Source organism: Paenibacillus eucommiae (genome assembly GCF_017874215.1).
Lineage (GTDB): Bacteria > Bacillota > Bacilli > Paenibacillales > NBRC-103111 > Paenibacillus_AI > Paenibacillus_AI eucommiae.
This window is the reverse complement of record NZ_JAGGLB010000010.1, coordinates 164,138-188,266: the sequence shown is the minus strand read 5'-3', so window position 1 is coordinate 188,266 and position 24,129 is coordinate 164,138. Positions and strand designations below refer to the sequence as shown.

Genomic DNA, 24,129 nt, shown 5'->3' with positions numbered 1-24,129 from the left:
GCATGAACCAATGCATGAATCAAGCATCATGGACTACGTACGCTCAGCCGCAACTAAGAGAGGCAGCTATGGAGAGTTTTTTTCATTCGCATCTACTAAGGGAGGTATAAGGAATGACAGCAAAATGGTCAGCAAAACGGTATTTTGTTTTAGTGGTTGGCATAATCCTTGTGTTATCGGTGTTTTTGTCGGCGTGCTCGTCAGAGAAAGAACCTGAGGGAAGCACTGGGCCTATAGCGGTGGCTCCTAGTGACGGAGGAGGGAAGAAAGAGGCTGCTGAGACCGTCAAGCCTGAGGAGAAGCACGAGCCAGTAACGTTAAAATTGGTTACTTGGAACAATACGTACGATGATCTGTACAAAAAATTTACCGCCAAATACCCATGGATCACCATTGAACCGATCTACCCGGCAAATGGCCTGGATACGAGCATCATAGAGAAAATTGCCGCTCTGCAGGCTGCCGGAACACCAGCGGATCTGACTTGGCTGACCGACTTAAGCCAATATACAAAGGGAGGCTTGCTTGAAGATTTAAAGCCTTACATTGAGAAAGACGAATCGCTCAAAAGTAAGAAGCTTCCGCAAGGATTCTTCGAATCATTCGATAATGCCCAAGGACAGCGTTATGCCATTCCGTTCGTAGACGTGCCGATGTGGGTCATGGTGAACATGGACCTGCTTGCTAAATACGGCTTGGAAATGCCGGGTAATGATTGGACCTACGATAAATTCCGCGAGCTTGCTAAAGCGGCCACAGACCCTGCGGCAGGTGAATATGGCTTGACGAACAGTGGTATTTTCGCTCAATATTTCCTGTCTGCGATGTCGGTTGCTAACGGAAACTCCCCTAATCTGTGGTATATGAATGAAGATCTGACGCAGAGCGTGCTGGATAAACCGGAAGCGATGAACGATGTGAAATGGATACAGGAGTTTATGACCAAAGACGGTTCCTTGCCGGGCAACAATAAGACGAAGGAGCTTGGCGGCTCTGTCGGCAACTTTATTAATGGCAAAACATTGTTCATGATCGGCGGGGACTTTATTCTGGAACCGCTGCAAAAAGAAGCAAAATTCAAATTCGATGTCTTACCGTTCCCGAAAGGCAAAGTAACGCAGGTTACTCATCATATTTATGGTCCAATTGGTCTGTTGTCCAGCTCGAAGCATAAGGAAGAGGCGTGGAAGTGGATCAGCTTCCAATTCGAGGCTGAAGCGCAGAAATGGAAAATTGATCATGGTTCCAACGCTTTCGTCATTGACGACGAGTTGAAGGCCTATATCGACGAGTCACCTTTGTGGCAGGGTAAAAATACGGAAGCTGTCAAAATGACCAAGGATATGTGCTGTATCGGTCCTGGTCCGACCATTCCGGTATTCCAGGAAAATCCATTTTTGAGTGTGGCCGATATTATACTGTCGGGTGGCGATTTAAATTCGCTCAAGCCCAGAATCGAAGCCTGGAATAAAAAGACGCTGGAGTTAAGGAAGGCGGTTTCAGGCCAATAAGCGTCACTTAAAGGATTTGAGAGCTGATGTCACATTGAAGGAACTATGTAACTAAAGGAGAACAAAAGAATGGGTAAAATTCGATTAGGTCTGATCGGAACCGGGGGAGTTGCGGGTCTGCATGCCCGTCAGTTGCAGGAACTTCATGAAGAAGTGGCAATTACGGCTATTGCTGATACTAGCGCGCAAAGCAGGGAAACCTTCACGGCAAACTTCGGCCTGCAGGACGTGGCAAGCTTCTCCGACTACCAGATAATGATTAACGAGACCGAACTTGATGCAGTTGTGATTTGTTCGCCGCATACGCTTCATTACCGACAAGCGTCGGATGTACTGAATAAAGGGCTGCATGTGTTGATTGAGAAGCCGATGACTTGCTCCTCTGCGGAGGCTGGGCAGCTGCTTGCCATTGCGAAACAATCCGGTAAAGTTATGCAGGTATCGTACCAGCGCCATTTTCAACCTGAGTTTATTTATATTCGCGAAGCCATTGCCAGGGGCGAGATCGGGAAGCTAACTTCGATCACCGCGTCGCTGTATCAGGGGTGGCAGCAGGCAACTGCAGGTACATGGCGGCAAAATCCAGCGTTATCCGGCGGCGGCTTCCTAATGGATTCCGGGAGTCACATTATTGATGTGCTGCTGTGGACTACGGGACTAACACCGGTTGAGGTGAAGTCGCAGTTGTCCCAGCAAGGCTCAGATGTGGAAATGGACTCGTTCAGCTCGATTCGTTTCGAAGAGGGACCGGTTGCCGGATTAAATCTTGTTGGCAACTCCCCATGCTGGCATGAGACCTATGTCTTCTGCGGTGATCATGGAGGTATTTTCTACGACAATGGAAAGATTACGCTGAGCCGCTTTCATCAGGAAACGGTGGTGCCCGATCTGCCGAAGCAGGTAAGCAACTCGGACAAAAGCTTTGTTGAAGCTATTTTGGGTCGTCAGGAAGTCCAGGTGCCCGGAGCATTTGCACTGAAGGTGGTGCAACTGTCGGAGATGGTTTACGGCGCAGCAGGTTATAAGCCGTTCTGAAGGAGAGGCAGGGGAATATGAATTTTAAAATTGGCATGAGGATTCCACCCTTGATCGGAGCAGAAGGCATAGAGAAGACAGCAGCCTGGGCGGCGGGAGCGGGCCTGGATATTCTTGATGTGCCGCAGCTGACAGCAGAGGTTAAAGCAGCCTGCGATGCAGCGGGACTCGGAATCGGTTCCGTCGACGCAGTAGGAATAGGCCGGCTGCTCAGCAGGGATGAAGCCAGCCGTGCGGCGGCGGCGGGGAACCTGCTCTGGCAAATGGACGGCATTGCGGAGCTTGGCGGCAAGGTACTGTTCGCGTGCCTGCTGCCTGAGGACTTTACCCTGTCCCGCAAAGAAGGGTTCGAGATCTGGAAAGATGTTTTTCCAGACATTGTCCTTCATGCGGAAAAAACGGGCCTATTTATCGCCATCGAGGGCTGGCCGGGGCCTGCGCCGCATTATCCGACGCTCGGCTGCACGCCGGAGATGTGGAGTGCGATGTTAGAAGCGATCCCATCCAAGCATTTTGGACTGACCTATGATCCTTCCCATTTGGTCAGGCTTGGCATCGATTACTTGCGGGCGCTTACGGAATTCGGAGACCGGATTGTTCATTGTCACGGTAAGGATACGGAGATTCTGCATGATGAATTGTACGAGTGTGGTGTGCTGCCTGCGACCTTTGGTGCCAGATATGGTTTCTCCGAAGGCTCATGGCGGTACACGATTCCCGGACATGGCGAGGTGGATTGGAGCAAGGTAGCCGTTCGTCTGGACAGGTTGGGCTATCAGGGGGCAATCAGCATCGAATTGGAGGATCACCGGTTTTGTGGCTCGTTGGAGGCTGAGCGGCAGGGAATTGTAAAGGCCGCGGAGCATCTCTCCACTTATTTCAAATAAGGAAATACTATACCGGTAAATTAAAAAAACTGCCCTAATTCCTGATGAAATTTCCTTGAGAGAAATTTCTGGGGAACTGGAGGCAGTTTTTTTGGAGATGAGTCTTGCAATCTGAAAGAGGGAAGGGATGTGGGGAGGATGGGCGTTAGGCGTTAGTAGCATTATAGTAGCAGCCCGCCCTCCGCCGAAATGAGCGTGTATTGGTGCTGTGTGCTCCAGTTCAGGTCCTTCTCAGCTGCGCACTGGCGCCCGACAGCCGCGGGTCCTCTTCATCCCCAGCGCTTGCACCAGCTAGTAAAACTCCTCCAATCAAGAGAAAAACCCTTGCTGGCTGTCCGTTTGAGCTTGTTTCTGCGATTCGTGCGATTGTAGTCGATTGTAGCTGAGAAGAGGAGGTGGCTGTAGGTGGAAGGGCGGCCCCGCCCGCCTCTAAAGATTTGTTCCAACCCCCACATCGATTCCGTTAAAGGGAACAAATCTTTAACAGCGGCTGGAGCCCACAGCCATTCCCTCCGCAACGCACCCAAGTCACGAAAACGCACATCAAAGGACGCGGCAAGGCGTTTACCATTTACTCCGGAATTGGTAAGCCAAGTCCCTCCGCAACACGCCGCCCATATTCAGGATCGGCTTTAAAGAAATGTCCGATTTGCCGCAGCTTGATTTCGTCCTTTTCAACAGGTGTCATAGCTCCGACGATATTTTTAACTAGACGTGCACGTTCTTCTTCGGTTAACAGACGGTACAAGTCACCAGCTTGGGTATAGTGGTCATGATGGTCATAGGCGACACTATCGGCTAAACCGGATACCGGGTAGGCAGCCTGCTTATCCTGAGGGGATTCTGTCGGACCGCCATAGCTGTTGGGCTCGTAGTAAACGGAGCCTCCGCCGTTATTGTCTGGGCGCATCTGGCCATCCCGCTGATAGTTGTTCACTTGATTATGCGGCTTATTAATCGGCAGTGACTGATGGTTGGCTCCAACGCGATAGCGATGGGCATCGGCGTATGCGAACAGGCGGCCTTGAAGCATTTTATCCGGTGATACATCAATCCCAGGCACGAGTGTTCCCGGCGAGAACGTAGCTTGTTCAACCTCCGCAAAGTAGTTTTCAGGGTTCCGATCAAGCACCATACGTCCTACTTCAATTAAAGGATAATCTTTCTGGGACCATACTTTCGTTACATCAAATGGATCAAAACGATACGTATCCGCATCCTGAAGCGGCATGATTTGCACGTAAACCTTCCATGCCGGGAAATCGCCATTTTTAATAGCATTAAATAAATCCTCGGTATGATGATCCGGGTTTTCCCCAGCAATCCGGGTGCCTACTTCTTCCGTGAGGTTTTTGATGCCTTGTTCTGTTTTGAAATGGTATTTAATCCAGACGCCAGTCCCTTCCGAGTTCACCCATTTGAACGTATGGCTTCCGAAGCCATGCATATGGCGGAAAGTAGCGGGGATGCCGCGGTCCGACATAAGGATCGTTACCTGATGCAAGGATTCAGGGGATAAGGACCAGAAATCCCAGACAGCATTAGGGTTTTTCAGATGTGTGGCCGGATGGCGCTTTTGTGTATGAATGAAATCAGGAAATTTAATTGCATCGCGAATGAAGAAAACAGGCGTGTTGTTGCCGACCAGATCATAATTGCCTTCTTCTGTATAAAATTTAAGAGCGAATCCACGGGGGTCACGCACCGAATCGGCGGAGCCATTCTCGCCAGCAACCGTAGAGAAGCGGGCGAACATAGGCGTACGTTTGCCTACTTCGGATAAAAATTTAGCTTTTGTATATGTCGATACATCGTTCGTTACTTCGAAATAACCATGTGCGCCAGCTCCCTTGGCATGGACGACACGTTCAGGAACACGTTCTCTGTTGAAATGAGCCAATTTTTCCAGTAGGTGAACATCCTGAATTAAAGTTGGACCACGTGAACCGGCTGTCATCGAATTTTGGTTATCCCCGACTGGAGCTCCTGAGCTGGTAGTAAGCTTGTTCTGTTCTGTACTCATAATAGAATCACCTCATAAGATTAGTGTATTACTATTGCTATACTATTTATTATGTGTTTCATATAAGTACTATGATAAAGGTTTTTAGATCGGTGTGTCAACCTTATTTATAATAATTATAAATAAGGAACGATTATAAAGTAATGGAAGAAGAGGCCATCCCACTAAAACTATAATTTGGGGACGGCCTCATTCTATTTATTTGTGCTTTCGGATGCTAACGACCTCACTTTTTTCCATTCTGCGAGATGCTTCTCAAGGTTCTCTATAAGTGCGTCAACACCGCTTAAGAAGTGATCTCTATCGTTGCCATTAATTTCTTCATAGGAATTTATATTATCGGCTGACAAGTCATTATTTTCGGGTAGGGAGGCGAGTAAACGCTGCAGTTTGGTTTCGATGGGCGTTGCCATAGTCGGTAGAGCAGCTATATTTGCTGTGGTTGTCATGTTTGCCATGTTTGCCGGATTTACCGAGTTTACCGTGCTTACCGCATTTACAATATTAACAGTGTTAACATTGTCTGCTATGCTTCCTGTTGGAGCTGGAGCTGTTGTGGCGATCGCACTTTCCGTACCGCCCGTACTTGTTGTCATTGCTGCAGGTGAAGGGTCAGTCTTCTTTGGCTTTTCGCTTTTTGTGGCTGCCTTTGGCTGCGCGGCTTTAGCCCTCTCGGCTTTATTTTGTTCGTATACGGACCATGTTTCCAGCAGCTCATGCCCCGATTTGTACAGCAGCTTGTCCTTGGTGCCGGAGGAGATATCTTTATCTTTGAATAGGCGGGCGATCTTTTTAACATCACTTACGGGCATCTCATCTTTGGCGATAATTAAAGCGAGTGAATCGCGATGCTCCATCGGCAGGTCTTTAAGGGGCAGCAGTTGATCTTCCGTCAGCTTATCTTTTCTTATCTCTGTACCGCCTACGATTCGTTTTTTTACAGCGTTACTGAACTTTAGCAGGTCGCATTTGTTCTTGATATAGGCTTCCGGTTTGCCGAGCTTGCTGGAAAGGTATTTGGTGGAGCTGCTGAACTTCGGGTCGTTCATAAGCTTGTGGAAGGCTTCGGCTTCTTCAATCGGGGAAAAGCCTTCTCTCGTCAAGTTCTCCGCTATTTGCTCCAGGTAGATCTCCAGCTCATCGGTTGCAGTGGATACGATGCAGGGGATCGCTTTGCGCCCCAGCGCTTTACAGGCTTTGTACCTGCGGTTTCCGTAAATGATTTTATAGCGGCCGTTACTCGTAGTTCTTACTTTGATCGGGGATAGCAAGCCCAGCTCCTCGACACTTTTCATAAGTTCCTGCAGCGATTCCTCGTCAAAATAATTTCTCGGCTGATCTGTATCTTCATCAATTAAATCCGTCATAATTTCAATAATGTCCATATAAGTTCTCCTATCATTCAAGTCATTCGTCTGATTAACGCCGTTAGCAGCGGCATATGTATATGTCTGCTTATCTACTATAACATAGTGAGAGGCGTGAAAAAGCTTCCTTAGGGGTAAATCGTCCAACTTTAACAAAGAATTCGATAACCGTTTCAGAAAATCCTTTTCTCAGAGCCTGAAAGCAATCTCTTATCGTAATGTGGTATTATCACAGTAAGGCAAGAAGGATTGTGTGTACATTACGATAGCTGGGAGACGCAAGCCATGGATCATCCAATTCCACCTGTTCCGCCCATTCAACCGATTCAACCCGTTCATTCTACCTATGAAATCGCTCAAGTATGTTTATTAGCCGGAAAAATCATGCTGGAAAACGGTGGAGAAACGTACCGTGTTGAGGATACAATGACCCGCGTAGCTGATGCTTTTGGTTTGCTGAATTCGCACTGCTTTGTGACTCCGACGGGGATTATGTTCGCTATAGACGGGCCTGAGCAGACAACCCGCTTGATTCGTATATCTGAACGCTCAACAGATTTACGCAAGGTTGCGGTAGTGAACGACGTATCCAGAAGAATCAGCCGCGGGGAGCTATCGGTGACAGAAGCTTACCGGCTGCTGGAAGAAATCGATGCGGCCAGCCCCGGGTACCCTATTTGGTTCAAAATTGTTGCGGCAGCTCTGGCAAGCGGCTGTTTCTTAATTATGTTTGATGGCATATGGGATGACTTTATTCCTGCTTTTATAGTCGGGGGGGCAGGTTATTCCTTCCTGATTTATTTTCATCGGCTGGTCCCGATTAAATTTTTTGCTGAGTTTTTAGCCGCTTTTGTTATTGGCACGTTGGCCTATTTATTTTTGCAAACAGGGCTTGGTCATAATTTGGATAAAATCATTATTGGTTCCGTCATGCCTCTGGTGCCAGGACTGTTGATCACCAATGCCGTGCGGGATTTAATGGCTGGCCATTTTGTTTCAGGGCTTTCGAAAGGGGCAGAAGCACTGCTAACCTCCTTCGCTATTGGGGCTGGCATTGCCTTTGTTCTTTCCTTCTACAGCGGGGAGGGGATCCTATGATCATCGAACAGCTTTGTCTAAGCTTTGTTGCCTCTGCAGCATTTGCAATCCTCTTCAATGTTCCTAAGGGCACACTGCTGCAGTGCGGGTTTGTTGGCATGCTGGGCTGGGGGTTGTACATATCTTTTCTGAAGGTTCCTGTTGATCCAATACTGGCCACGATGATTGCTTCTTGCTTCGTTGCAGTGACCAGCCAGATTTTTGCCAAAATTTATAAAACTCCCATTATTGTGTTCAGCGTGTCGGGCATCATTCCTTTAGTTCCTGGAGGATTAGCCTATAATGCCATGAGGCAGGTCGTTGAAAATCATTATGATCAGGCTGTGCAGCTTGCTGCCAAAGCTTTTATGCTATCAGGTGCGATTGCCATTGGGCTTGTTTTTTCGGAAGTTATCCATCATGTGATCATAGGGATTAAAAAGTCGCGACTCTAAATCTTTATACCCAAACTGGGAGAAATCGCCTATTCAATTTCCGTTATTTGGATATAAAAGGTGGATGGAGATTGCTGTTCCCTGCCTCTGGGCATAAAAGTTTGAATCATTTGAACCATGGTGATCAATGGTAATTTATGAAATAATTGAATTAATGAGGCATGGAAATCCACTCAGCGTTTGTTGAGTGGATTATTTATTGCCGTAGAGGGCATTGCAGCTAAATATAGCTTAGCAAAAGCTCAGCAAAATAAAAATATTTTAACCGTTTAGAAATTTTTTTCTGGGGTAATAGATAAAGGATATGTCGTGGGGCCAGTTATTAAAATGTTAATTTATCTGATTACTGCTTTATTCATTCGTTAGTTATAGTAAATTTCGCCTGGCTACAAAAGGATGGAATTTGCTTGCTAAATAAATAGAGAGAAATACTAGGAGGAAGCTATCTTGAAAAAATGGACAGTTATGGTATCAGCAATTATTTTGGTAATGGTAATCTCAGCATGTGGGAACAATGTGAAGGATGGGGAATCAGGAGCAACAATTAAGCCAACAGACAACAAGGTTGAATCGAAAGGAGTACCTACAGTCGAAGAATTAATTAAAAAGACAACTGAGGCAAGCCAAGGTTTCAAGAGCTATTCAATGGACATTAAAATGGATCAGAACATGTCCATAGACGCAAACGGTACTAAGCAGGATCAAAAAGTTAACATGGAAATCAAAACGGATATGATCAAAGAACCGTTGGCCATGTATCAGGAAATTAAAACGAATGTACCGGGCCTGCCAGAAGCTCAGGAGATCAAACAATATATTACACAAGAGGGCATATATACCCAAACACAAGGGACCTGGATGAAGCTTCCTGATGAGACTAAGGATCAATTGATGGCAAGCATCAATGCCCAGGGAAGCCCGGAGAAGCAGTTGGAGCAATTCAACTCCATTACGAAGGATACGAAGGTTACTGAAGATGGAGACAATTATGTGATGAGTGCAGAGGTTTCTGGTGACAGTGTTAAAGAGCTTGCCAAGAAGCTAATGTCCGGCTCGGGAAGTCCGAATCCGCAATTAGAAGCCATGATGGGAAGCATGAACATTACACATATGAAGCTTACTTATGTGATCAATAAAAAAGAATACTTACCAGTTAGTATGAATGTAGAAATGAACATGGATATGGATCAAGAAGGACAAAAGATTGGCATGGAAATGAAGATGGACAGCAGCTTCTCAAACTATAACGAAGTAAAAGAAATTAAAGTGCCTCAAGAAGCATTGGATAGTGCGAAATAAGATATAGCATGTAAAAAGGGAGGTGTCATGATGATGACACCTCCCTTTTTGATCTTTTAGGGAAGAGCAATCCCGCAGCAGCTCTGGTCGCAGCCTCGTAATAGCCTCATAGCACCCTCATAGCACCCTCATAGCACCAGCATAGCACCAACATAGCACCCTCAAAGTAGTCTCATGGCTGTCCGCATCCCCGAAATTGAGAGTGTGGCTTCACTTAACGATGTTTTTCATCGTTAAAGTAAGTTTTCCAGGTCGATCCGTCACGTTAATGATGTTTTTCATCGTTAAAAGTGAACGGAAGGCCCCTTCTGGAGGATAAAAGTGATTCTAACGATGTTTTTCATCATTAAAGCAAGGTTGTGGAGACGCCCCCTTGCTTTTAACGATGAAAAACATCGCTAAAATAGCATCGTGAGCGGTGCGCGCTCAATGTTGTCAGGTTAACATGCAAGTGGAGCTTTGGCTTCCCCCAATTAGAAGGCATGCCCCATCTAAAGCAGCAGAATGTAGGCGAAAATCCGCACACAATGGGTTTGCGCGGCAGAATGTAGGCGAAAAACCGCACACATTGGGCTTGCTCGTGGCCGAAGCGGCAGAATGTAGGTGAAAAACCACACACCTTGGGCTTGCTCGTGGCCAAAGCAGCAGAATGTAGGTGAAAAACCACGCACATTGGGCTTGCTCGTGGCAAAGCGGCAGAATATAGGCGGAAACTGCACACATTTGGCTGGCTTAACCTGACAACGTTGCGGCGCGCTATTCATCCCCTACGCCTTGCGGCTAGGAAATCTTATCTAATTTCTCCGATAAAGAGAAAAAAACTAGCTAGTTGTTGGTTTAAGTTGTTGTTCGTGCAAAGGTAGCTGGAAAGTGGGGATAGTTGTGGGCGGAAGAGTGTTGAAGAGTGTAGAAGAGCATTAGCGTGCACTAGCTCCAGGAACATGCTCATTTTGATTCATTATATCCCAGTCTGTCTAGTCCCTTCCGTATTCTAATTCATTAAGTGGCTGAAACCACTCTGCAGACTCTTTTTGCTGCGAAAAATGGTATAATCTAATAAGAGAACTCAAGAGAAATTTGCGGTCATTAGATCGGCCTGGTTGACATTAGAGAATATGAGGAGGAGCTTATGGACTATTCAATCCCAAATCAGTCGCTTTATAACATTCCATTCCGCCATGACGAATTTAACGGTATGCCCTTTCGCAGCTTGGGAGCATCAGGCTTACGTGTGCCCAATGTTGGCCTCGGCACCTGGAAGATTGGTTACCCGGAGACGGGGGATGGCTCCAGAGTAGATGAACAGACAGCTTTTCAAATATTTGATAGAGCTGTGGAATTAGGTGTGACTTTCTGGGATACGGCTAACCGATATAATGCGGCGTCCGGTAACTCTGAGAGAGTTATTGGCAATTGGTTCAACGCTAACCCCGGCCAAAGACGCAATGTAGTTATTGCTACGAAAATGTTCGGGGCTATGGATGGGGTAACACCTAATCACAGTGGACTTTCCAGAGGGAATATCATCGATTCGGTGTATGCCAGCCTGGGAAGAATGAGGATTGATTATATCGATGTATTGTACTTTCACGGTTTTGATGGGAATACCCCCATTGAAGAGAGCTTGGCTGCTGTAGAGGATTTGGTTAGGCAAAATCTGATCCGTTATTTCGCTGTTTCTAATTTCTCGGTAGAGCAGCTTGCTGCGTATCAAAAAGTGGAGCAAGCTATGTCGGTGCGATGCCGGGTGCTTGCTGTGCAGAATCAATACGATATTCTCGCCGGAGAGCGCCTGCAAGGTGTGCTTGATCACGCGAAAGGAACGGGCGTGTCCTTTATACCATGGAGTCCCATGGCAAGAGGGCTGTTGACCAGCCGGTATCTGGATCCGGCGAAGATAGGCTCTGGAGATCGCTTGCACGATGAGGGAGATGCAGCGCAGCCGGAGGCTGTCATGAGCATTTTGCGTCAATTGGCGGAGTTGGCTCAGGATTGGGATATGGAGCTCAGTCAATTGGTCATAGCGTATATGCTTACCATTCCGGGAATGGGGACGATCATTCCTTCTTCGTCTAATCTGAAGCAGTTGGAATCGAATGCTGCCGCGGGCCGGATTGTGCTTAGCGGGGAGCAGCAGCTTCGAACTGCCGATGTACTGAAGGAGCTTCGTAATCTGAAGTAAATGGAAAGGGTGTTACTTTTGGCACTGCCTCACATAGAGCATGTTGTGGAAACAAAAAATAAAGAGCTTATCGTAATTCTGCAGCCGAATGGCGGGTTTGAGCTTGATTGGCAAGCAATTGTGGGTAAGATGGACAGCAGCCAGCTAGCCTTGCAAGAAGCCATGTATACGAGGTCTATGAACAATTCTGCGGAATTCCTTTTGTTTTTGGGTTTTTCGCAGAAGTCTGCAGCTCATTCTGAATCTTTTGGCTATTTAATAGCTATCGCAGCTGCATTCGTAAAGAAGCTATCGCTGAATCCTGATGTTGAAGTACTGCGGGAGCAGACGGTTATTGCCATTGAGGATGATGATGTTGAACTTCTTTTGCAGCAGGCGCCTTTTATTAATGGGGCTGAATATTTAGATCAAAGCTGGATCGAACAACTATGGGAAAAGCTGAATGCATCCTTTAGCCAGACGATCCAAAGCTACGAGGGCACTGTAGAGCAATTTTTTGCTGCTATGAACCCTCAGCTTCAGCTTGTTGGACGTGTTTTTTTCCACTTGGTGGAGAGCAAGAAGGAGGAGTATCCCTTTTCCTTTCTGGCGACATACGCCGCGGAGGTTTCCAAGGAAGGCAAATCCAGACATCTGCCACTTAAAAATGCGCTTGTGGAATATGGAGAAAACAGCAGGAAACTGCTGGAGCTGCTCTCCACCGTGAATAAGGCCTCTGAGAGTAGTGCTTTTATTGCTGAGCTGGTGGAGTCGGGGGATATATTTCATCCGATTGGCCTGACAACTGAAGAAGCCTATACGTTTCTTAAGGAAATTTATTTGTATGAGGAAGCGGGAATATTTTGCCGCATACCAAAGTGGTGGAGAAGCAGAGCTAATTCTTTGAAGCTATCCGTTAGTGTTGGTGATAAACAGCCCTCTCGGCTTGGCTTTGATGCTCTTGTGGATTTCAACGCTGAGTTGTTTCTGGGCGGGGAGTCTCTTGCTGTCAGCGAAATTAAGCACTTGCTTGCAGAAGCAGAGGGGCTTGTATTTATTAAAGGCAAATGGGTTGAGGTCAATCACGAGAAGCTGAAGGAAGCGCTGAAGGCCTATGAACAGGCGCAAAAGCTAATGAAAAAGTCAGATATTAGCATCGTCGATGCCATGCGTTTTCAACTTAGTAGCGAGAGCATTCTTGATGTTTCGGAGGAAGCCTGTGAGCTTGAAGTAACGAATGGTGAATGGTTGAATTCGGTTATCAAGGGGCTTACGCATCCTGAGACCATAGAGCCTGTTGCGTCCGGAGATGATTTCCATGCCAGCTTAAGGACTTATCAGGAGCGGGGGGTAAGCTGGCTTCATTTTATGAAAAGTCTTGGGCTTGGAGCCTGCCTTGCTGATGATATGGGCCTGGGGAAAACCGTTCAGGTTATTGCCCTGCTTAATTTTATACGAACGAAAAAGCATGAAAAAACTTTACTCATAGTTCCTGCGTCACTGATTGGTAACTGGATGAGCGAAATTGCCAAGTTTGCCCCTTCACTGAAATGCTACGTCTATCACCCTTCTGAGAACAAGCAGATTGAGGCGCATGACAGTCGAGTTCTGGAGGAGCATGATCTTTTTATAACGACATATGGGATGCTGTTGAAATATACTTGGTTGAAGGATATAACGTGGGATTCCTTGATTTTGGACGAGGCTCAGGCTATCAAAAATCCAAATACGAAGCAAACCAAGCTGGTGAAGCAAGTAAAGGCCTCTTATAAAATTGCAATGACGGGGACACCGATTGAAAATCGCCTTGCTGATTTGTGGTCATTATTTGACTTTTTGAATAAGGGTCTTCTGGGGAGTGCGAAGGAGTTTAGCGGTTTCACCAAGAGGCTCAAGGAATCTCCAGATGGCTTTGCCAAGTTGAAGCAGGTAGTCGGTCCTTTTATTCTCCGCAGGTTAAAAACCGATAAAACGGTCATATCAGATTTGCCTGAAAAAATTGAAATGAAAACCTATGCTGCCCTAACCAAAAAACAGGTGGTGCTTTATAATAAGCTTGTCAATGATCTTAGGATCAAAATAGAGTCATCAGATGGAATAGAGCGCAAAGGGCTCGTGCTTGCCTCACTTATGAAGCTGAAGCAAATCTGCAATCATCCGGATCAATACCTGGGCCAGGGCTTCTATGCAGAGGAAGAAAGCGGGAAATATGCGCGGCTGCGGGAGATTTGTGAAACGATTTATGAGAAACGGGAACGGGTGCTGATTTTTACCCAGTTTAAGGAAATTACAGAGTCGCTGCATGCTTTTCTTGAGCAGATCTTTCAGCATAAGGGGCTTATCCTGCATGGAGAAACGCCTGTAAAGAAAAGGAAGGAGCTAGTAGCTGAATTCCAGGGACAAGCTTATGTGCCGTTTATGGTGCTGTCCATTAAAGCGGGTGGTGTCGGGCTGAATCTGACGTCTGCCAACCATGTTATCCATTTCGACAGGTGGTGGAATCCGGCCGTTGAGAATCAGGCTACAGACAGGGCATTCCGGATAGGCCAGAAGAAAAATGTGATCGTGCATAAATTTATTACTAAGGGTACAATTGAGGAGAAGATTGATCTGGTAATTGAGGACAAAACGAAGCTTTCCCAAGAAATCATGCCTGATGTTCAAGAAAGCTGGATTACGGAAATGGATAATAAGCAGCTTATGGATTTATTTAAGCTACAGGAGTGATGAAATGGCATTCTACGGTAGTTTTCCTGCATATGTTCCAGTAGCGGAACGAAAAGAGAGGGCACTTGCCAGTGTGGAGAAGCTAAGAAAGAAAAACCAGGATATTGCTCCAGTGATCATTACTGGCAAAAAAATAACGACAACCTGGTGGGGGAAATCCTGGTCGGATAATCTGGAGCGCTATTCAGATTATTCCAATCGGATCGGCAGGGGGCGCAGCTATGTCCGCAACGGAGCTGTGCTGGATCTGAAAATTATACAAGGCAGCATCACCGCACTTGTTCAGGGGAGCGAGTCCAAGCCTTACAAAGTTGATATTTCTATTAAACCGTTAGCCAAGAATATTTGGGAAAGCATCATCAAGGATTGTTCAGGGAAAATTGATTCGCTGCAAGAGCTTGTTGAGGGCAGGTTTCCCAAAGCGCTAGCAGACTTGTTCACAGCGCAGAAGAAAGGGCTGTTTCCCTCCCCGAAGGAAATTAATTTAAGCTGCAGCTGCCCCGATTCGGCGCGGATGTGCAAGCATGTAGCCGCAGCACTTTATGGGGTTGGAGCGCGGCTTGATGAGGATACTTCGCTATTTTTTGTGCTGCGGAATGTAAATGTGGATGACCTGATTTCAGAGAGCATTATGAAGAAATCCCAATCGCTGCTGGAAAAATCCAAAAGAAAAGGCCGCCGGGTCATTGAGGATGCCGATATCTCAGATATGTTCGGGATTGATGTGGAATAGAAACACGCCTTTGCAGCGTCCTATGAGGAGCGTGTTCATGGCATTGGCGCTTTGCCGAGGGAATGGATGTGGGCTCCAGCCGCACGAATCGCAGAAACACCAAGCTCAAACGGACAGCCAGCAAGGTTTTTTCTCTTGATTGGAGGAGATTTCCCTGGTGGTCGCACGCGGTGTGGATGAAGAGCGCGCGCAGCTCCCACTGCTACTTTAACGATGTTTTTCATCGTTAAAAGCACGGAGTCGTCTCCACAACCTTACTTTAACGATGAAAAACATTGTTAAAATCCCTTTTTTCCACCCAGAGGAGCCATTCGTCCACTTTTAACGATGAAAAACATCATTAAAGTGACGAATCGACCTGGAAAACTTACTTTAACGATGAAAAACATCGTTAAGTGAGCGCATGCGCATTCGGGGGAGGCTGCTACGAAGCGTGAGACGGTGAGCGTTACGAGATAACGCTATTGACGAAGGAAATCTACCACATCCAAAACGTAAATGCATACCACCGGCTAATCAAAAACTTCTTATCTCCTTTTCGAGGAATGCTACGAAATACGCTAATCATTATTTTGGCTTGGCATCGTTTCCTCAACGAAAGGTCGGTTTTTCCCTCTTTGGTTAAAGCAAAATGATACAAAGTTGAAGCTTGTCATTTCCGGGGAAATAATTGGACATTATGACGAAATAACAACACTACTTTCTTCAATGATCTTCAATGATTTTCAACCATCTTCAATGATTTTCGCTCCACATCTGCTGCAAAACTACCCTCTCCAACGATGTAAATCCGCATTTTATACGAAACTGCGTGCATTCTCGCCCTCTCTTTTTCCAATACAAGGAATATTTCCGGGCAAACATACACATACAGGTACTAACAGGGTGATGCAATTTAAAGGAGTCTCCCGTCGAATTGTGGAATTAGTCATAACACGATTCATGGCTGGCATAAGGGGAGCACGGAGATGATAAGAAAACATATTAAAAAAATAGCTAATATCGGCATCATCGTTTCTGGTCTGGGAATACTTATTACTTTTCCATTCAAGGATGCTTTCTGGGGAGGTATGCTGTTTTCGGCGTTTAGTGCAGCGACAATCGGCGGCTTGGCGGATACGTTTGCAGTGAAAGCTCTTTTTGGTGATCCCTTGGGAGTGAAATGGTGGGATTGGGTTGGGACGCGGGTCCTTTCGAAGAAAAGGAAACACTTGATTGGCGAGCTCGTCAAAATGGTTAAGGAAGATTTGCTCAGCATATCTAATATTGAAGCGAAGCTGAATGCATATAATTTTGCAGCTGTTATGCTTGCTTATTTGAAGGAGCATGGAGGCGAAGAAGAGGCGAATGCGATCCTGCAGCGATTAGCCGGGGATGTGATCAATAGGGTAGACACAGAGGATTTGGCGAAAACGATTCAGGCTTTTTTGCTGGATCATGCTGACGCGTTACAAGTGGCTGAGATTGCTGCGGACATCGGCGACTGGACGCTTCGCAATCATTATGATGAACAAATTATCGATTTTGTTATTCATGAATGCATGAAGCTGGTGAAAACGAGAGAATTTCTGCTTATTATTGAGAGAATCGTGGATTCGGCACTTCGTTCCTACGAACAAGGCAAGTTCGGCCGAAAGCTGGTGGACTCTGCAGCAGGACTAAATGCATCTAAGGTGAGTGAGAGCATCCAGCAGTGGATCATTTCCTTCTTAAGGGAATTCGCTTCTACCTCTCATCCTTATCGGGAGCATCTCAAGAAGCAATTGGAGCAAATGGTTGGCAGGTTAAGAACGGATAATCAGCTTCGTGAACGTGTGGAAGCGGGCAAAATAAAGCTCTTGCAGTCGATCAAAAAGCATATCCACCTGGATGTGCTGCTTCAAGAATATCTAGAAGCATTCCAGCAGGCTGTAGCGGCCAAGTCAACGGTAAACGCAGACATATTTCCTTGGATCACGAACAAGCTTCATGATGGAATCACAAAAATATCTGAGGATAGCGCAGCAATTGAAAGGCTCGATCAATTTCTGAAAAAGCCATTATTAAATTGGCTCAGTCAAAAACACGATTACATCGGACAGGTCGTTTCCGATAAGCTCCACTCGTTTTCAGAGAAGGATCTTATCAAGCTGCTCGAGGAAAAAGTGGGCCATGATTTACAATACATTCGTTTAAACGGTATAGCAATTGGTTCACTTGTTGGAATTGTCCTGCATTTGTTTACATTTTGGATAGGAGGGTAACTGCGATGAAAAACATGCGAAGCAAAGCGAACCTCAGTCTGCTCATGGCAGCCCTCTTATTTGTAGTTTCAGCTGTATGCTCCTACTTCTTTCCGGGCCAGTGGTGGCCAAGATTTCTTCTGTACATATCAGAGGCGGGGCTGGTTGGTGCACTTGCTGATTTATTTGCGGTTACGGCCTTATTCCGTCATCCCCTTGGCTTGAAATGGATTCCGCATACAGCAATCATCCCGAAAAACCGTGACAAGCTCATTGAAGGCGTGGTGATCATGGTGGAGCAGCAGCTGCTCAGTAAAGATACCCTGAAGCAGCAGGTGCAGCACATCCATTTGGTTGATACGGCTATTCGCTGGATAGAGGGTAGAGAGGGGGGACGAAAAGCTGCTGAGCAAGGCTGGTCCCTGCTGTCGGGCATGCTGGCTAAGATAAATTTGGCGGAAGTTTCCGGGCAACTGGACAAGCAGATACGCAAGGGTTTGCAGAAAACAAACGTCTCCCTGTATGCAGGAAAGGCTCTGAAATGGGCACTGGACAGCGGGGATTTTCAAAATGTGGTTGGCAAAATTGTGGAGTATGCCGCGAAGCGTGCTTCAGGTTTGGAAACCAAGCTGGCAATTAGAAGGATGTTGGAAAATGAAAAAGACAGATACGTGAATAAAGGAAATAAGGTCGGTGGTTTCTTCAGGAAAATAGGTGTTTGGTTAGCGGAATCAACGAATTCCTTAAATCTGGACGATGCGGTTGAGGCGTTCTATGGAGATATACAAGTCTTTTTGATTGAGCTGCGCAGTCCTCGTCACGAGCTTCGTGTACTGATTGAAGACATGATTGTTCAGTTAGCCGATACTTTGCAAAACCGGACTGATGTCTCCGCCGCGGTAGATGCTTGGAAAAATGAGGTGATTGAGCGCATTTCGCTGCTTCCCTCGATTGAAGCTTTGCTGAATAACTTCAAGCAACTGCTTCAAGATGATTCTCCAATGAAATATTTAGCTATCGATAAGGAACTGCCTAGCCTGAAGCAAAGTGATGTAAAAGAATGGGTGGGCCGCTTCATTCAAAAGTATTGGGACTGGTTTAAATCCGACCGGGAGATCAAGGACTGGCTGGAGCAGTATATACAAGAGTTTGTTCGCAAAATCATCGACACGGAGCATGCATTAATCGGGCAAATCGTCCGCAAAACCTTGGATGATTATACAGATGTAAAGCTTGTTGAATTCATAGAGAGTAGAGTGACTGAGGATTTACAGCGTATTCGAATCAATGGCGCCGTAGTGGGAGGATTTGTGGGAGCCTGTATTTATGGTTTGCTGTATGGTGTGTATCAGCCGATTCTGGACAGGTTGATGTGAGAAATGAAAAAAGAATGAGGGGGGCGAGCTATGAAGATCAGGGCTGTTCTGACAGGGGCTACGGGTATGGTGGGCGAGGGCGTACTGCATGAATGTTTGCTGCACGATGATGTAGAACATATTCTCGTCATTAATAGAAAGCCATGCGGCCTTTCACATCCCAAGTTGAAGGAAATTATCATCCATGATTTTTTTGATCTTTCCTCTATTAAAGACCAATTGGCGGGTTATCAGGCCTGCTTCTTTTGCCTAGGGGTTTCATCTGTCGGTATGAAAGAAGAGGAGTACAAACGGCTAACATATGACCTCACTCTTTATTTTGCAGAGCAGCTTTTGGCGTTGAATCCTGGGCTGGTTTTCTGTTACATATCTGCATCTGGAAGCGATCGTACAGAGCATGGCAAAACGATGTGGGCCCGAATAAGAGGGAAAACCGAAAATCATTTGCTGAAGCTGCCTTTCAAAAAAGCCTATATGTTCCGCATTGGTTATGTTCAGCCCACACCCGGATTGAAAAATGCCCATAAATGGTATGCGATCTTTTCCTGGCTTTACCCGGTCTGGAGGTTACTATTGCCTAAATATGTATCCACTTTAAAAGAAGTTGGCCTTGCGATGGTTAACAGTGTTAATAAAGGCAATGAAGAGCCAATATTAGAAGCTAGGGATATTGTTAATTTGGCCAAATTGTAATCTCAAATGAACTAATAAACAGATGAACAAATGAGCTAATGAATATTAACATCAAGCAAATGGCAGGGGTTTTCACAAATCGTTGCTTTTTGTTGTGATTGCAATCACAGGGCAGCTTCCTCTCTCACTATATACTTGGTTTATACCAAGTGAATGAAAGTGAGGAGAATATCATGCTCAGCAATCATACGATTCAAATTATTAAATCAACAGTACCGGTGTTGGAAGTGCATGGGACTGATATTACAAAAAGGTTTTATCAAATGCTGTTTACGAGTCATCCGGAGCTCTTGAATATTTTTAATCATGCGAACCAGAAGCAGGGGAGACAACAGGCGGCTTTAGCGAATGCCGTGTATGCCGCCGCGCTGCATATCGATAAGCTGGAGACGATTCTTCCGGTTGTGAAGCAGATTGCGCATAAGCACCGCAGTCTTGGCATTAAAGCGGAGCATTATCCGATAGTGGGGGAAAATTTACTTGCGGCCATTAAGGACGTGCTTGGCAGCGCGGCTACTCCGGAAATTTTGCAGGCATGGGCGGAAGCATACGGTGTCATCGCAGATGCCTTCATTAGCGTTGAGGCGGAGCTCTATGATCAGGCAGAACGGCAAAGTGGAGGCTGGACTGGATTTAGAGCGTTTCGGGTGGAGCGGAAAGTGAGGGAGAGTGATGTCATCACCTCGTTCTATCTGGTTCCACAGGATGGGCAGGCTATCGCATCATTTGAACCGGGGCAGTATATTAGTGTGAAGGTGGAAATTCCAGGTGAGACGAATACGCATATGCGCCAATACAGCTTGTCGGACGCTCCAGGGAAGCCCTATTATCGGATTTCTGTTAAGCGGGAGGAAGGCATAAAGGGTAATCCTGATGGGCAGGTATCGCTGTATTTGCACAATCAGGTTGAACAAGGAGATGTGTTGTGGCTCTCCGCTCCTGCTGGTGAGTTTACAGTAAACCTCAGCGACAAGCGTCCCGTTGTCTTGATAAGCGGAGGAGTTGGATTAACGCCGATGGTCAGCATGCTCCATACACTCGCAGAGACGAATCCGGGCAGCCAGGTAACGTTCATTCATGCTGCTCAGAATGGCCAAGTTCATGCCTTGAGGGAACAAGTCGAGGAGCTTGCGCTTCGCCACTCGCAGGTCTCCGTCTATTGGTGCTACGAAAAGCCAACGGAACAAGATAAGATGCTGAAGGCTTTTCATAAAGAGGGTTATATCGATTTGCCGTGGCTGCAGCAGGTCGTTCCGACGAAAGAAGCTAGCTTCTATTTCTGTGGCCCTATCCCTTTTATGAAGGCTGTGAACAGTGCTTTGAAGGAATGGGGAGTACCTGAGGCAGATATTCATTATGAGTTTTTTGGTCCGTCCAGCAGCTTGTAATTGGGTGAATATTAAACATGGTAAATCTTCTGATAAAACAGGCGGAAAAGGACCTGCAAAGCAATGACAAGGCAATGACAAGGCAATGGCAAAGCAATTATATAGGAGGCTTTACTGCAGATTGGCCGCGGAGCAGCCGGTTGATCGTCTCGCGGCGGAGGCCAATAAATTGACCTATTTCGTCCTGTGTCAGCACTTCCGTCAATGTGGCAGGTGCGATATAGGCTGCGAACCAGGCTTGGAGCTTGCGCAGCTTCTCTGCTGGTGAGGCTTCAGTTAATTGGTCAATCCGCTGCTGCATCATGCGCAGCTTATCCTGCAGCAATAAGGCAATGGAGCGGCATTTCTCCGGATTTCGCTCCAGCTCCTCATACCACTCAACATTGGAAATTACCTCGATCTCGCTCGTAACGAGTGCAACTGCCGTGCCGTAATAAGGATTGGGACTGATGAGAGAATGATGCGGTATGATCTCACCCGGTACGATGATATTAACCAAAATCAGGGTGCCGTCTTGATGGACCCGGACAATTTTCAGCAGACCACTCCTCAGATGATAAAGCGGCCCTGATTCTCCTTGGCGAAACAGCGTTTCACCCTTGTGTATGATCATGAATGCCTCCATCTATAAACAATTTCTTCTCATGAACTGGAAACCCCAATGGACTCATTCCCCTTTTGATAATATTTTACCATATATGGAGACAGAAGGACGCTGATTTATAGGCAGCAACTTATAGCCGTGCTCTTGCAAAATAATTTTTCGAGGTAAAGCTATATAGTGATAAAGTGGATGCTGACTGTGGGTGGAAAGCGATAGCGGCAGTCTGCCTTCCCTGATTTGAGAGTTTGTTTTACTTAACGATGTTTTTGAGGCTGTCGATTAACTGTGGATTAAAAATACGAACCTCTAAAAATCAATTTTTTGTGAGAAAAACGTCGCTTTTCACCCCGAAAAGTCGATTTAAACAGGTTTAAGTGGCAAGTTTTGATCGATTTCAGTAAACGTTTTGAGTTGTACACAGTTAATCGACAGCCTCTTTTTGATCGTTAAAGCAAGTGTTTCAAGGTCCAACCTAGCGTTAATGATGATTTTCATCGTTAAAAGAGGCCGGATGACCTCTCTGGATGGTTAAAATGGATTTTAACGATGATTTTCATCGTTAAAGTAAGGATGTGGACCGGACCTTAGGCTTTTAGCGATGAAAAACATCGTTAAAGTAGCAGATCCTCTCGGTTATGAGCGCTAGGAAATTCCCTCCAATCGAGAGAAAAACCCTTGCTGGCCGTCCGTTTGAGTTGGTGTTCGTGCGATTGTAGCTAAAGGGAGGTAAGGGGTGTGGGAGGAAGAGCGATAGCGTCCGCCTTTAAAGATTTGTTCCTACCCCTCATCCATTTCATTCAAGGGAACAAATCTTTAACAGCGGCTGGAGCCCACGCCCCTTACCTCCGCAACGCTCCCACGTCACGAACACACACATCAAAGGACGCCGCAAGGCGTCCTTAGTCTTTCTCTCAAAACTCCACCCCACGAACCTTGGAAAAAATCATCGTATCTCTCAATGAACCATCTTCAGCGCATTTCTCCTTGCGTAGAACTCCTTCCAAGGTGAAGCCTGAACGCTCGGCAACCCTTGCACTTGGTGTGTTACGGGAATCACATCGGATTTCGATGCGATTGGCCTTCAGCTCATGTATGGCATAATGGGTAATAGCTTTAACAGATTCGGTCATATAGCCTTGTCCGGTAAAAGAAGTACGCATCCAATAACCAATTTCAAATTTACGCGCTTGCCAGTCTAAGCGGTGTAAACCACTGCTGCCTATAAATTTTCCAGTTTCTTTTAAAAATAGAAGTAGTCTAAGGTCAGTCCGTTCCAGAAATGCTAAGCGGGCTCGGCGGATATTGATTTCTGATTCATCTACAGTTGAAATGTGCTGGGCCCAAGGCATCCAAGGACGCAACTCTTCGATACTTTCTTTAATGGCCTCGTTTACTTTTAAGCCATCTTCCTCTAATGGAGCACGAATAAGTACACGGTTGCTTTCAAAACTCTCGGGTATTGAAAATAAAATCGGATCGGTTATTTGAACGCTCATCATCAACATCCCCTAAGAAAATATTTCCATATATATTAGCACCCTTACTTACTTTCTACAATGTTTGTTTTCTAAGATGTTTGCTTTCTAAAATGTTTACTTTCTACAAGTCAGTAATTAACGAGGGTGATGCGTAATTTGCGCTCGAACGGAACGTGAATATTGCGTAGGTGTCATCTTGGTAGACCGCTTGAAGTGGCGGGAGAAATAGTGGATGCTGTTGTACCCAAGAAGCTTGGCAATTTCCGTATAGTTGTATTTTTCCTCCCGAATCATAGTTTTGGCCCGTTCCACTTTAAGGTCATTCAAATATTCAATAACCCCACATCCGGTGTTAGCTTTGAAAATACGTAACAGCTGCGACCTGCCGATAGCAAATTTCTTGCAAATGTCTGTCAATGTCAGCTTTGATTCAACATGGTGCTTCAAGTAATCGACAAGCTGGGCCGTCAAATCTTCATCCATATTGCCGTTATCGCCGGCACGAAGCGGGGGCTCCGTATCGGCGGTTTTAAGCCTGCGAATGAAATGGATCAGCAGCGCCTCCAGGTATACCTTAATGAGCTGTTCACTCCCGAAGGGAGCATTCTTCTTCTTATGCATGACGCGCTTGAAAGGCTTGTCAAGTCGTGGGCTCAGTGCATTGTAGCCCTCATTTACGAGCCAGGTCAGCATTTTTTTCTCCTGCGTATCGACCCTAAAGCGAATATTCTCAAATATATTCATTGCTGTGGAAGCGCAATCAAAAGTAATAATAATTAGATTCGGAGGAGACTTAACGTCAGCCCGCCCGCCATGAAACTGATTAGGCTTATAAAAAATCACTTCGCCTTGCTTCAAAGTAAATTCCTCATTTTCCCTCTTGACGTGAATTTCCCCTTTATCTACATACACAAACTCCCAAAAATCGTGCCGTTCTCCTTTAGTCGAATAAGAACCGGAAAGCTCGTAATAATGGAACGTAATAATGCTGTCCACAACGATTTCCTGATGAAGCGGCACGCGTTTATATATCATGAGGTTGTCACTCCTTCAAATAAATGTAAATTCAAGAGGGTGGGAAAAGTATAGCTTG

At 46.1% G+C, this 24,129-nt stretch carries 18 protein-coding genes; 13 read left to right on the top strand and 5 right to left on the bottom strand.

The features are described from left to right. Positions 1 to 113: 113 nt before the first annotated feature. The 3 genes from J2Z66_RS16430 (at position 114) to J2Z66_RS16420 (ending at position 3,433) form a co-directional block, all read left to right on the top strand. Positions 114 to 1,511, top strand: coding sequence for an ABC transporter substrate-binding protein (locus tag J2Z66_RS16430; protein WP_209972528.1), 1,398 nt, complete (start codon positions 114 to 116; stop codon positions 1,509 to 1,511). 69 nt (positions 1,512 to 1,580) lie between these two features. Further along, the gene (locus J2Z66_RS16425) at positions 1,581 to 2,546 is read left to right on the top strand and encodes a Gfo/Idh/MocA family protein (protein ID WP_209972527.1); all 966 of its coding nucleotides are present in this window, start codon (positions 1,581 to 1,583) and stop codon (positions 2,544 to 2,546) included. A 17-nt stretch (positions 2,547 to 2,563) separates the two neighbouring features. Continuing rightward, on the top strand, positions 2,564 to 3,433 hold the full coding sequence (locus J2Z66_RS16420; RefSeq protein ID WP_209972526.1) for a sugar phosphate isomerase/epimerase family protein: 870 nt from the start codon (positions 2,564 to 2,566) through the stop codon (positions 3,431 to 3,433). A 571-nt stretch (positions 3,434 to 4,004) separates the two neighbouring features. Here J2Z66_RS16420 and katA read toward each other — a convergent pair. Together katA and J2Z66_RS16410 are read right to left on the bottom strand one after the other, a co-directional pair. Further along, on the bottom strand, positions 4,005 to 5,456 hold the full coding sequence (gene katA, locus J2Z66_RS16415) for a catalase KatA (RefSeq protein ID WP_209972525.1): 1,452 nt from the start codon (positions 5,454 to 5,456) through the stop codon (positions 4,005 to 4,007). A gap of 194 nt (positions 5,457 to 5,650) precedes the next feature. Next, positions 5,651 to 6,841, bottom strand: a complete 1,191-nt coding sequence (locus J2Z66_RS16410) for a ParB/RepB/Spo0J family partition protein (protein ID WP_209972524.1) — start codon at positions 6,839 to 6,841, stop codon at positions 5,651 to 5,653. A 267-nt stretch (positions 6,842 to 7,108) separates the two neighbouring features. Between J2Z66_RS16410 and J2Z66_RS16405 the strand changes: the two genes are divergently transcribed. The 10 genes from J2Z66_RS16405 to hmpA all read left to right on the top strand — a co-directional run bounded on the left by J2Z66_RS16405 (position 7,109) and on the right by hmpA (position 20,954). Next, positions 7,109 to 7,921, top strand: a complete 813-nt coding sequence (locus J2Z66_RS16405) for a threonine/serine exporter family protein (RefSeq protein WP_209972523.1) — start codon at positions 7,109 to 7,111, stop codon at positions 7,919 to 7,921. Further along, complete coding sequence (locus J2Z66_RS16400) at positions 7,918 to 8,355, top strand: threonine/serine exporter family protein (protein ID WP_209972522.1); 438 nt, start codon at positions 7,918 to 7,920, stop codon at positions 8,353 to 8,355. The genes J2Z66_RS16405 and J2Z66_RS16400 overlap by 4 nt, the downstream gene beginning before the upstream one ends. A gap of 447 nt (positions 8,356 to 8,802) precedes the next feature. Beyond that, positions 8,803 to 9,654, top strand: coding sequence for a DUF6612 family protein (locus tag J2Z66_RS16395; RefSeq protein ID WP_209972521.1), 852 nt, complete (start codon positions 8,803 to 8,805; stop codon positions 9,652 to 9,654). 1,129 nt (positions 9,655 to 10,783) lie between these two features. After that, the gene (locus J2Z66_RS16390; RefSeq protein WP_209972520.1) at positions 10,784 to 11,836 is read left to right on the top strand and encodes an aldo/keto reductase; all 1,053 of its coding nucleotides are present in this window, start codon (positions 10,784 to 10,786) and stop codon (positions 11,834 to 11,836) included. 18 nt (positions 11,837 to 11,854) lie between these two features. Further along, a complete protein-coding gene (locus J2Z66_RS16385) occupies positions 11,855 to 14,542 on the top strand; it encodes a DEAD/DEAH box helicase (RefSeq protein ID WP_209972519.1) in 2,688 nt (895 codons plus the stop codon). A 4-nt stretch (positions 14,543 to 14,546) separates the two neighbouring features. Next, positions 14,547 to 15,275 carry an SWIM zinc finger family protein gene (locus tag J2Z66_RS16380; RefSeq protein ID WP_209972518.1) on the top strand — a complete coding sequence of 243 codons (729 nt, stop codon included), beginning with the start codon at positions 14,547 to 14,549 and terminating at the stop codon, positions 15,273 to 15,275. 968 nt (positions 15,276 to 16,243) lie between these two features. Then, positions 16,244 to 17,518 carry a DUF445 domain-containing protein gene (locus J2Z66_RS16375; RefSeq protein ID WP_209972517.1) on the top strand — a complete coding sequence of 425 codons (1,275 nt, stop codon included), beginning with the start codon at positions 16,244 to 16,246 and terminating at the stop codon, positions 17,516 to 17,518. Positions 17,519 to 17,523: 5 nt separating this feature from the next. Next, positions 17,524 to 18,873 (top strand): DUF445 domain-containing protein, encoded by a 1,350-nt coding sequence (locus J2Z66_RS16370; RefSeq protein WP_209972516.1) that lies wholly within the window; start codon positions 17,524 to 17,526, stop codon positions 18,871 to 18,873. Between the two features lie 30 nt (positions 18,874 to 18,903). Further along, a complete protein-coding gene (locus tag J2Z66_RS16365) occupies positions 18,904 to 19,566 on the top strand; it encodes a Rossmann-fold NAD(P)-binding domain-containing protein (RefSeq protein WP_209972515.1) in 663 nt (220 codons plus the stop codon). A 173-nt stretch (positions 19,567 to 19,739) separates the two neighbouring features. After that, the gene (gene hmpA / locus J2Z66_RS16360) at positions 19,740 to 20,954 is read left to right on the top strand and encodes an NO-inducible flavohemoprotein (RefSeq protein WP_209972514.1); all 1,215 of its coding nucleotides are present in this window, start codon (positions 19,740 to 19,742) and stop codon (positions 20,952 to 20,954) included. A 97-nt stretch (positions 20,955 to 21,051) separates the two neighbouring features. On the opposite strand, the gene J2Z66_RS16355 is transcribed toward hmpA, so the two are convergent. The 3 genes from J2Z66_RS16355 to J2Z66_RS16345 form a co-directional block, all read right to left on the bottom strand. After that, on the bottom strand, positions 21,052 to 21,567 hold the full coding sequence (locus tag J2Z66_RS16355; RefSeq protein WP_209972513.1) for a Crp/Fnr family transcriptional regulator: 516 nt from the start codon (positions 21,565 to 21,567) through the stop codon (positions 21,052 to 21,054). Between the two features lie 902 nt (positions 21,568 to 22,469). After that, on the bottom strand, positions 22,470 to 23,054 hold the full coding sequence (locus J2Z66_RS16350; RefSeq protein ID WP_209972596.1) for a GNAT family N-acetyltransferase: 585 nt from the start codon (positions 23,052 to 23,054) through the stop codon (positions 22,470 to 22,472). Positions 23,055 to 23,171: 117 nt separating this feature from the next. Continuing rightward, positions 23,172 to 24,071, bottom strand: a complete 900-nt coding sequence (locus J2Z66_RS16345) for an AraC family transcriptional regulator (protein WP_209972512.1) — start codon at positions 24,069 to 24,071, stop codon at positions 23,172 to 23,174. Positions 24,072 to 24,129 lie beyond the last annotated feature (58 nt).

Excerpts from the sequence above, each read along its gene's own strand:
- J2Z66_RS16430 (WP_209972528.1), top strand. The coding sequence starts at position 114 with ATGACAGCAAAATGGTCAGCAAAACGGTATTTTGTTTTAGTGGTTGGC.
- J2Z66_RS16425 (WP_209972527.1), top strand. The coding sequence starts at position 1,581 with ATGGGTAAAATTCGATTAGGTCTGATCGGAACCGGGGGAGTTGCGGGT.
- J2Z66_RS16420 (WP_209972526.1), top strand. The coding sequence starts at position 2,564 with ATGAATTTTAAAATTGGCATGAGGATTCCACCCTTGATCGGAGCAGAA.
- katA (WP_209972525.1), bottom strand. The coding sequence starts at position 5,456 with ATGAGTACAGAACAGAACAAGCTTACTACCAGCTCAGGAGCTCCAGTC.
- J2Z66_RS16410 (WP_209972524.1), bottom strand. The coding sequence starts at position 6,841 with ATGGACATTATTGAAATTATGACGGATTTAATTGATGAAGATACAGAT.
- J2Z66_RS16405 (WP_209972523.1), top strand. The coding sequence starts at position 7,109 with ATGGATCATCCAATTCCACCTGTTCCGCCCATTCAACCGATTCAACCC.
- J2Z66_RS16400 (WP_209972522.1), top strand. The coding sequence starts at position 7,918 with ATGATCATCGAACAGCTTTGTCTAAGCTTTGTTGCCTCTGCAGCATTT.
- J2Z66_RS16390 (WP_209972520.1), top strand. The coding sequence starts at position 10,784 with ATGGACTATTCAATCCCAAATCAGTCGCTTTATAACATTCCATTCCGC.
- J2Z66_RS16380 (WP_209972518.1), top strand. The coding sequence starts at position 14,547 with ATGGCATTCTACGGTAGTTTTCCTGCATATGTTCCAGTAGCGGAACGA.
- J2Z66_RS16375 (WP_209972517.1), top strand. The coding sequence starts at position 16,244 with ATGATAAGAAAACATATTAAAAAAATAGCTAATATCGGCATCATCGTT.
- J2Z66_RS16370 (WP_209972516.1), top strand. The coding sequence starts at position 17,524 with ATGAAAAACATGCGAAGCAAAGCGAACCTCAGTCTGCTCATGGCAGCC.
- J2Z66_RS16365 (WP_209972515.1), top strand. The coding sequence starts at position 18,904 with ATGAAGATCAGGGCTGTTCTGACAGGGGCTACGGGTATGGTGGGCGAG.
- hmpA (WP_209972514.1), top strand. The coding sequence starts at position 19,740 with ATGCTCAGCAATCATACGATTCAAATTATTAAATCAACAGTACCGGTG.
- J2Z66_RS16355 (WP_209972513.1), bottom strand. The coding sequence starts at position 21,567 with ATGATCATACACAAGGGTGAAACGCTGTTTCGCCAAGGAGAATCAGGG.
- J2Z66_RS16350 (WP_209972596.1), bottom strand. The coding sequence starts at position 23,054 with ATGAGCGTTCAAATAACCGATCCGATTTTATTTTCAATACCCGAGAGT.
- J2Z66_RS16345 (WP_209972512.1), bottom strand. The coding sequence starts at position 24,071 with ATGATATATAAACGCGTGCCGCTTCATCAGGAAATCGTTGTGGACAGC.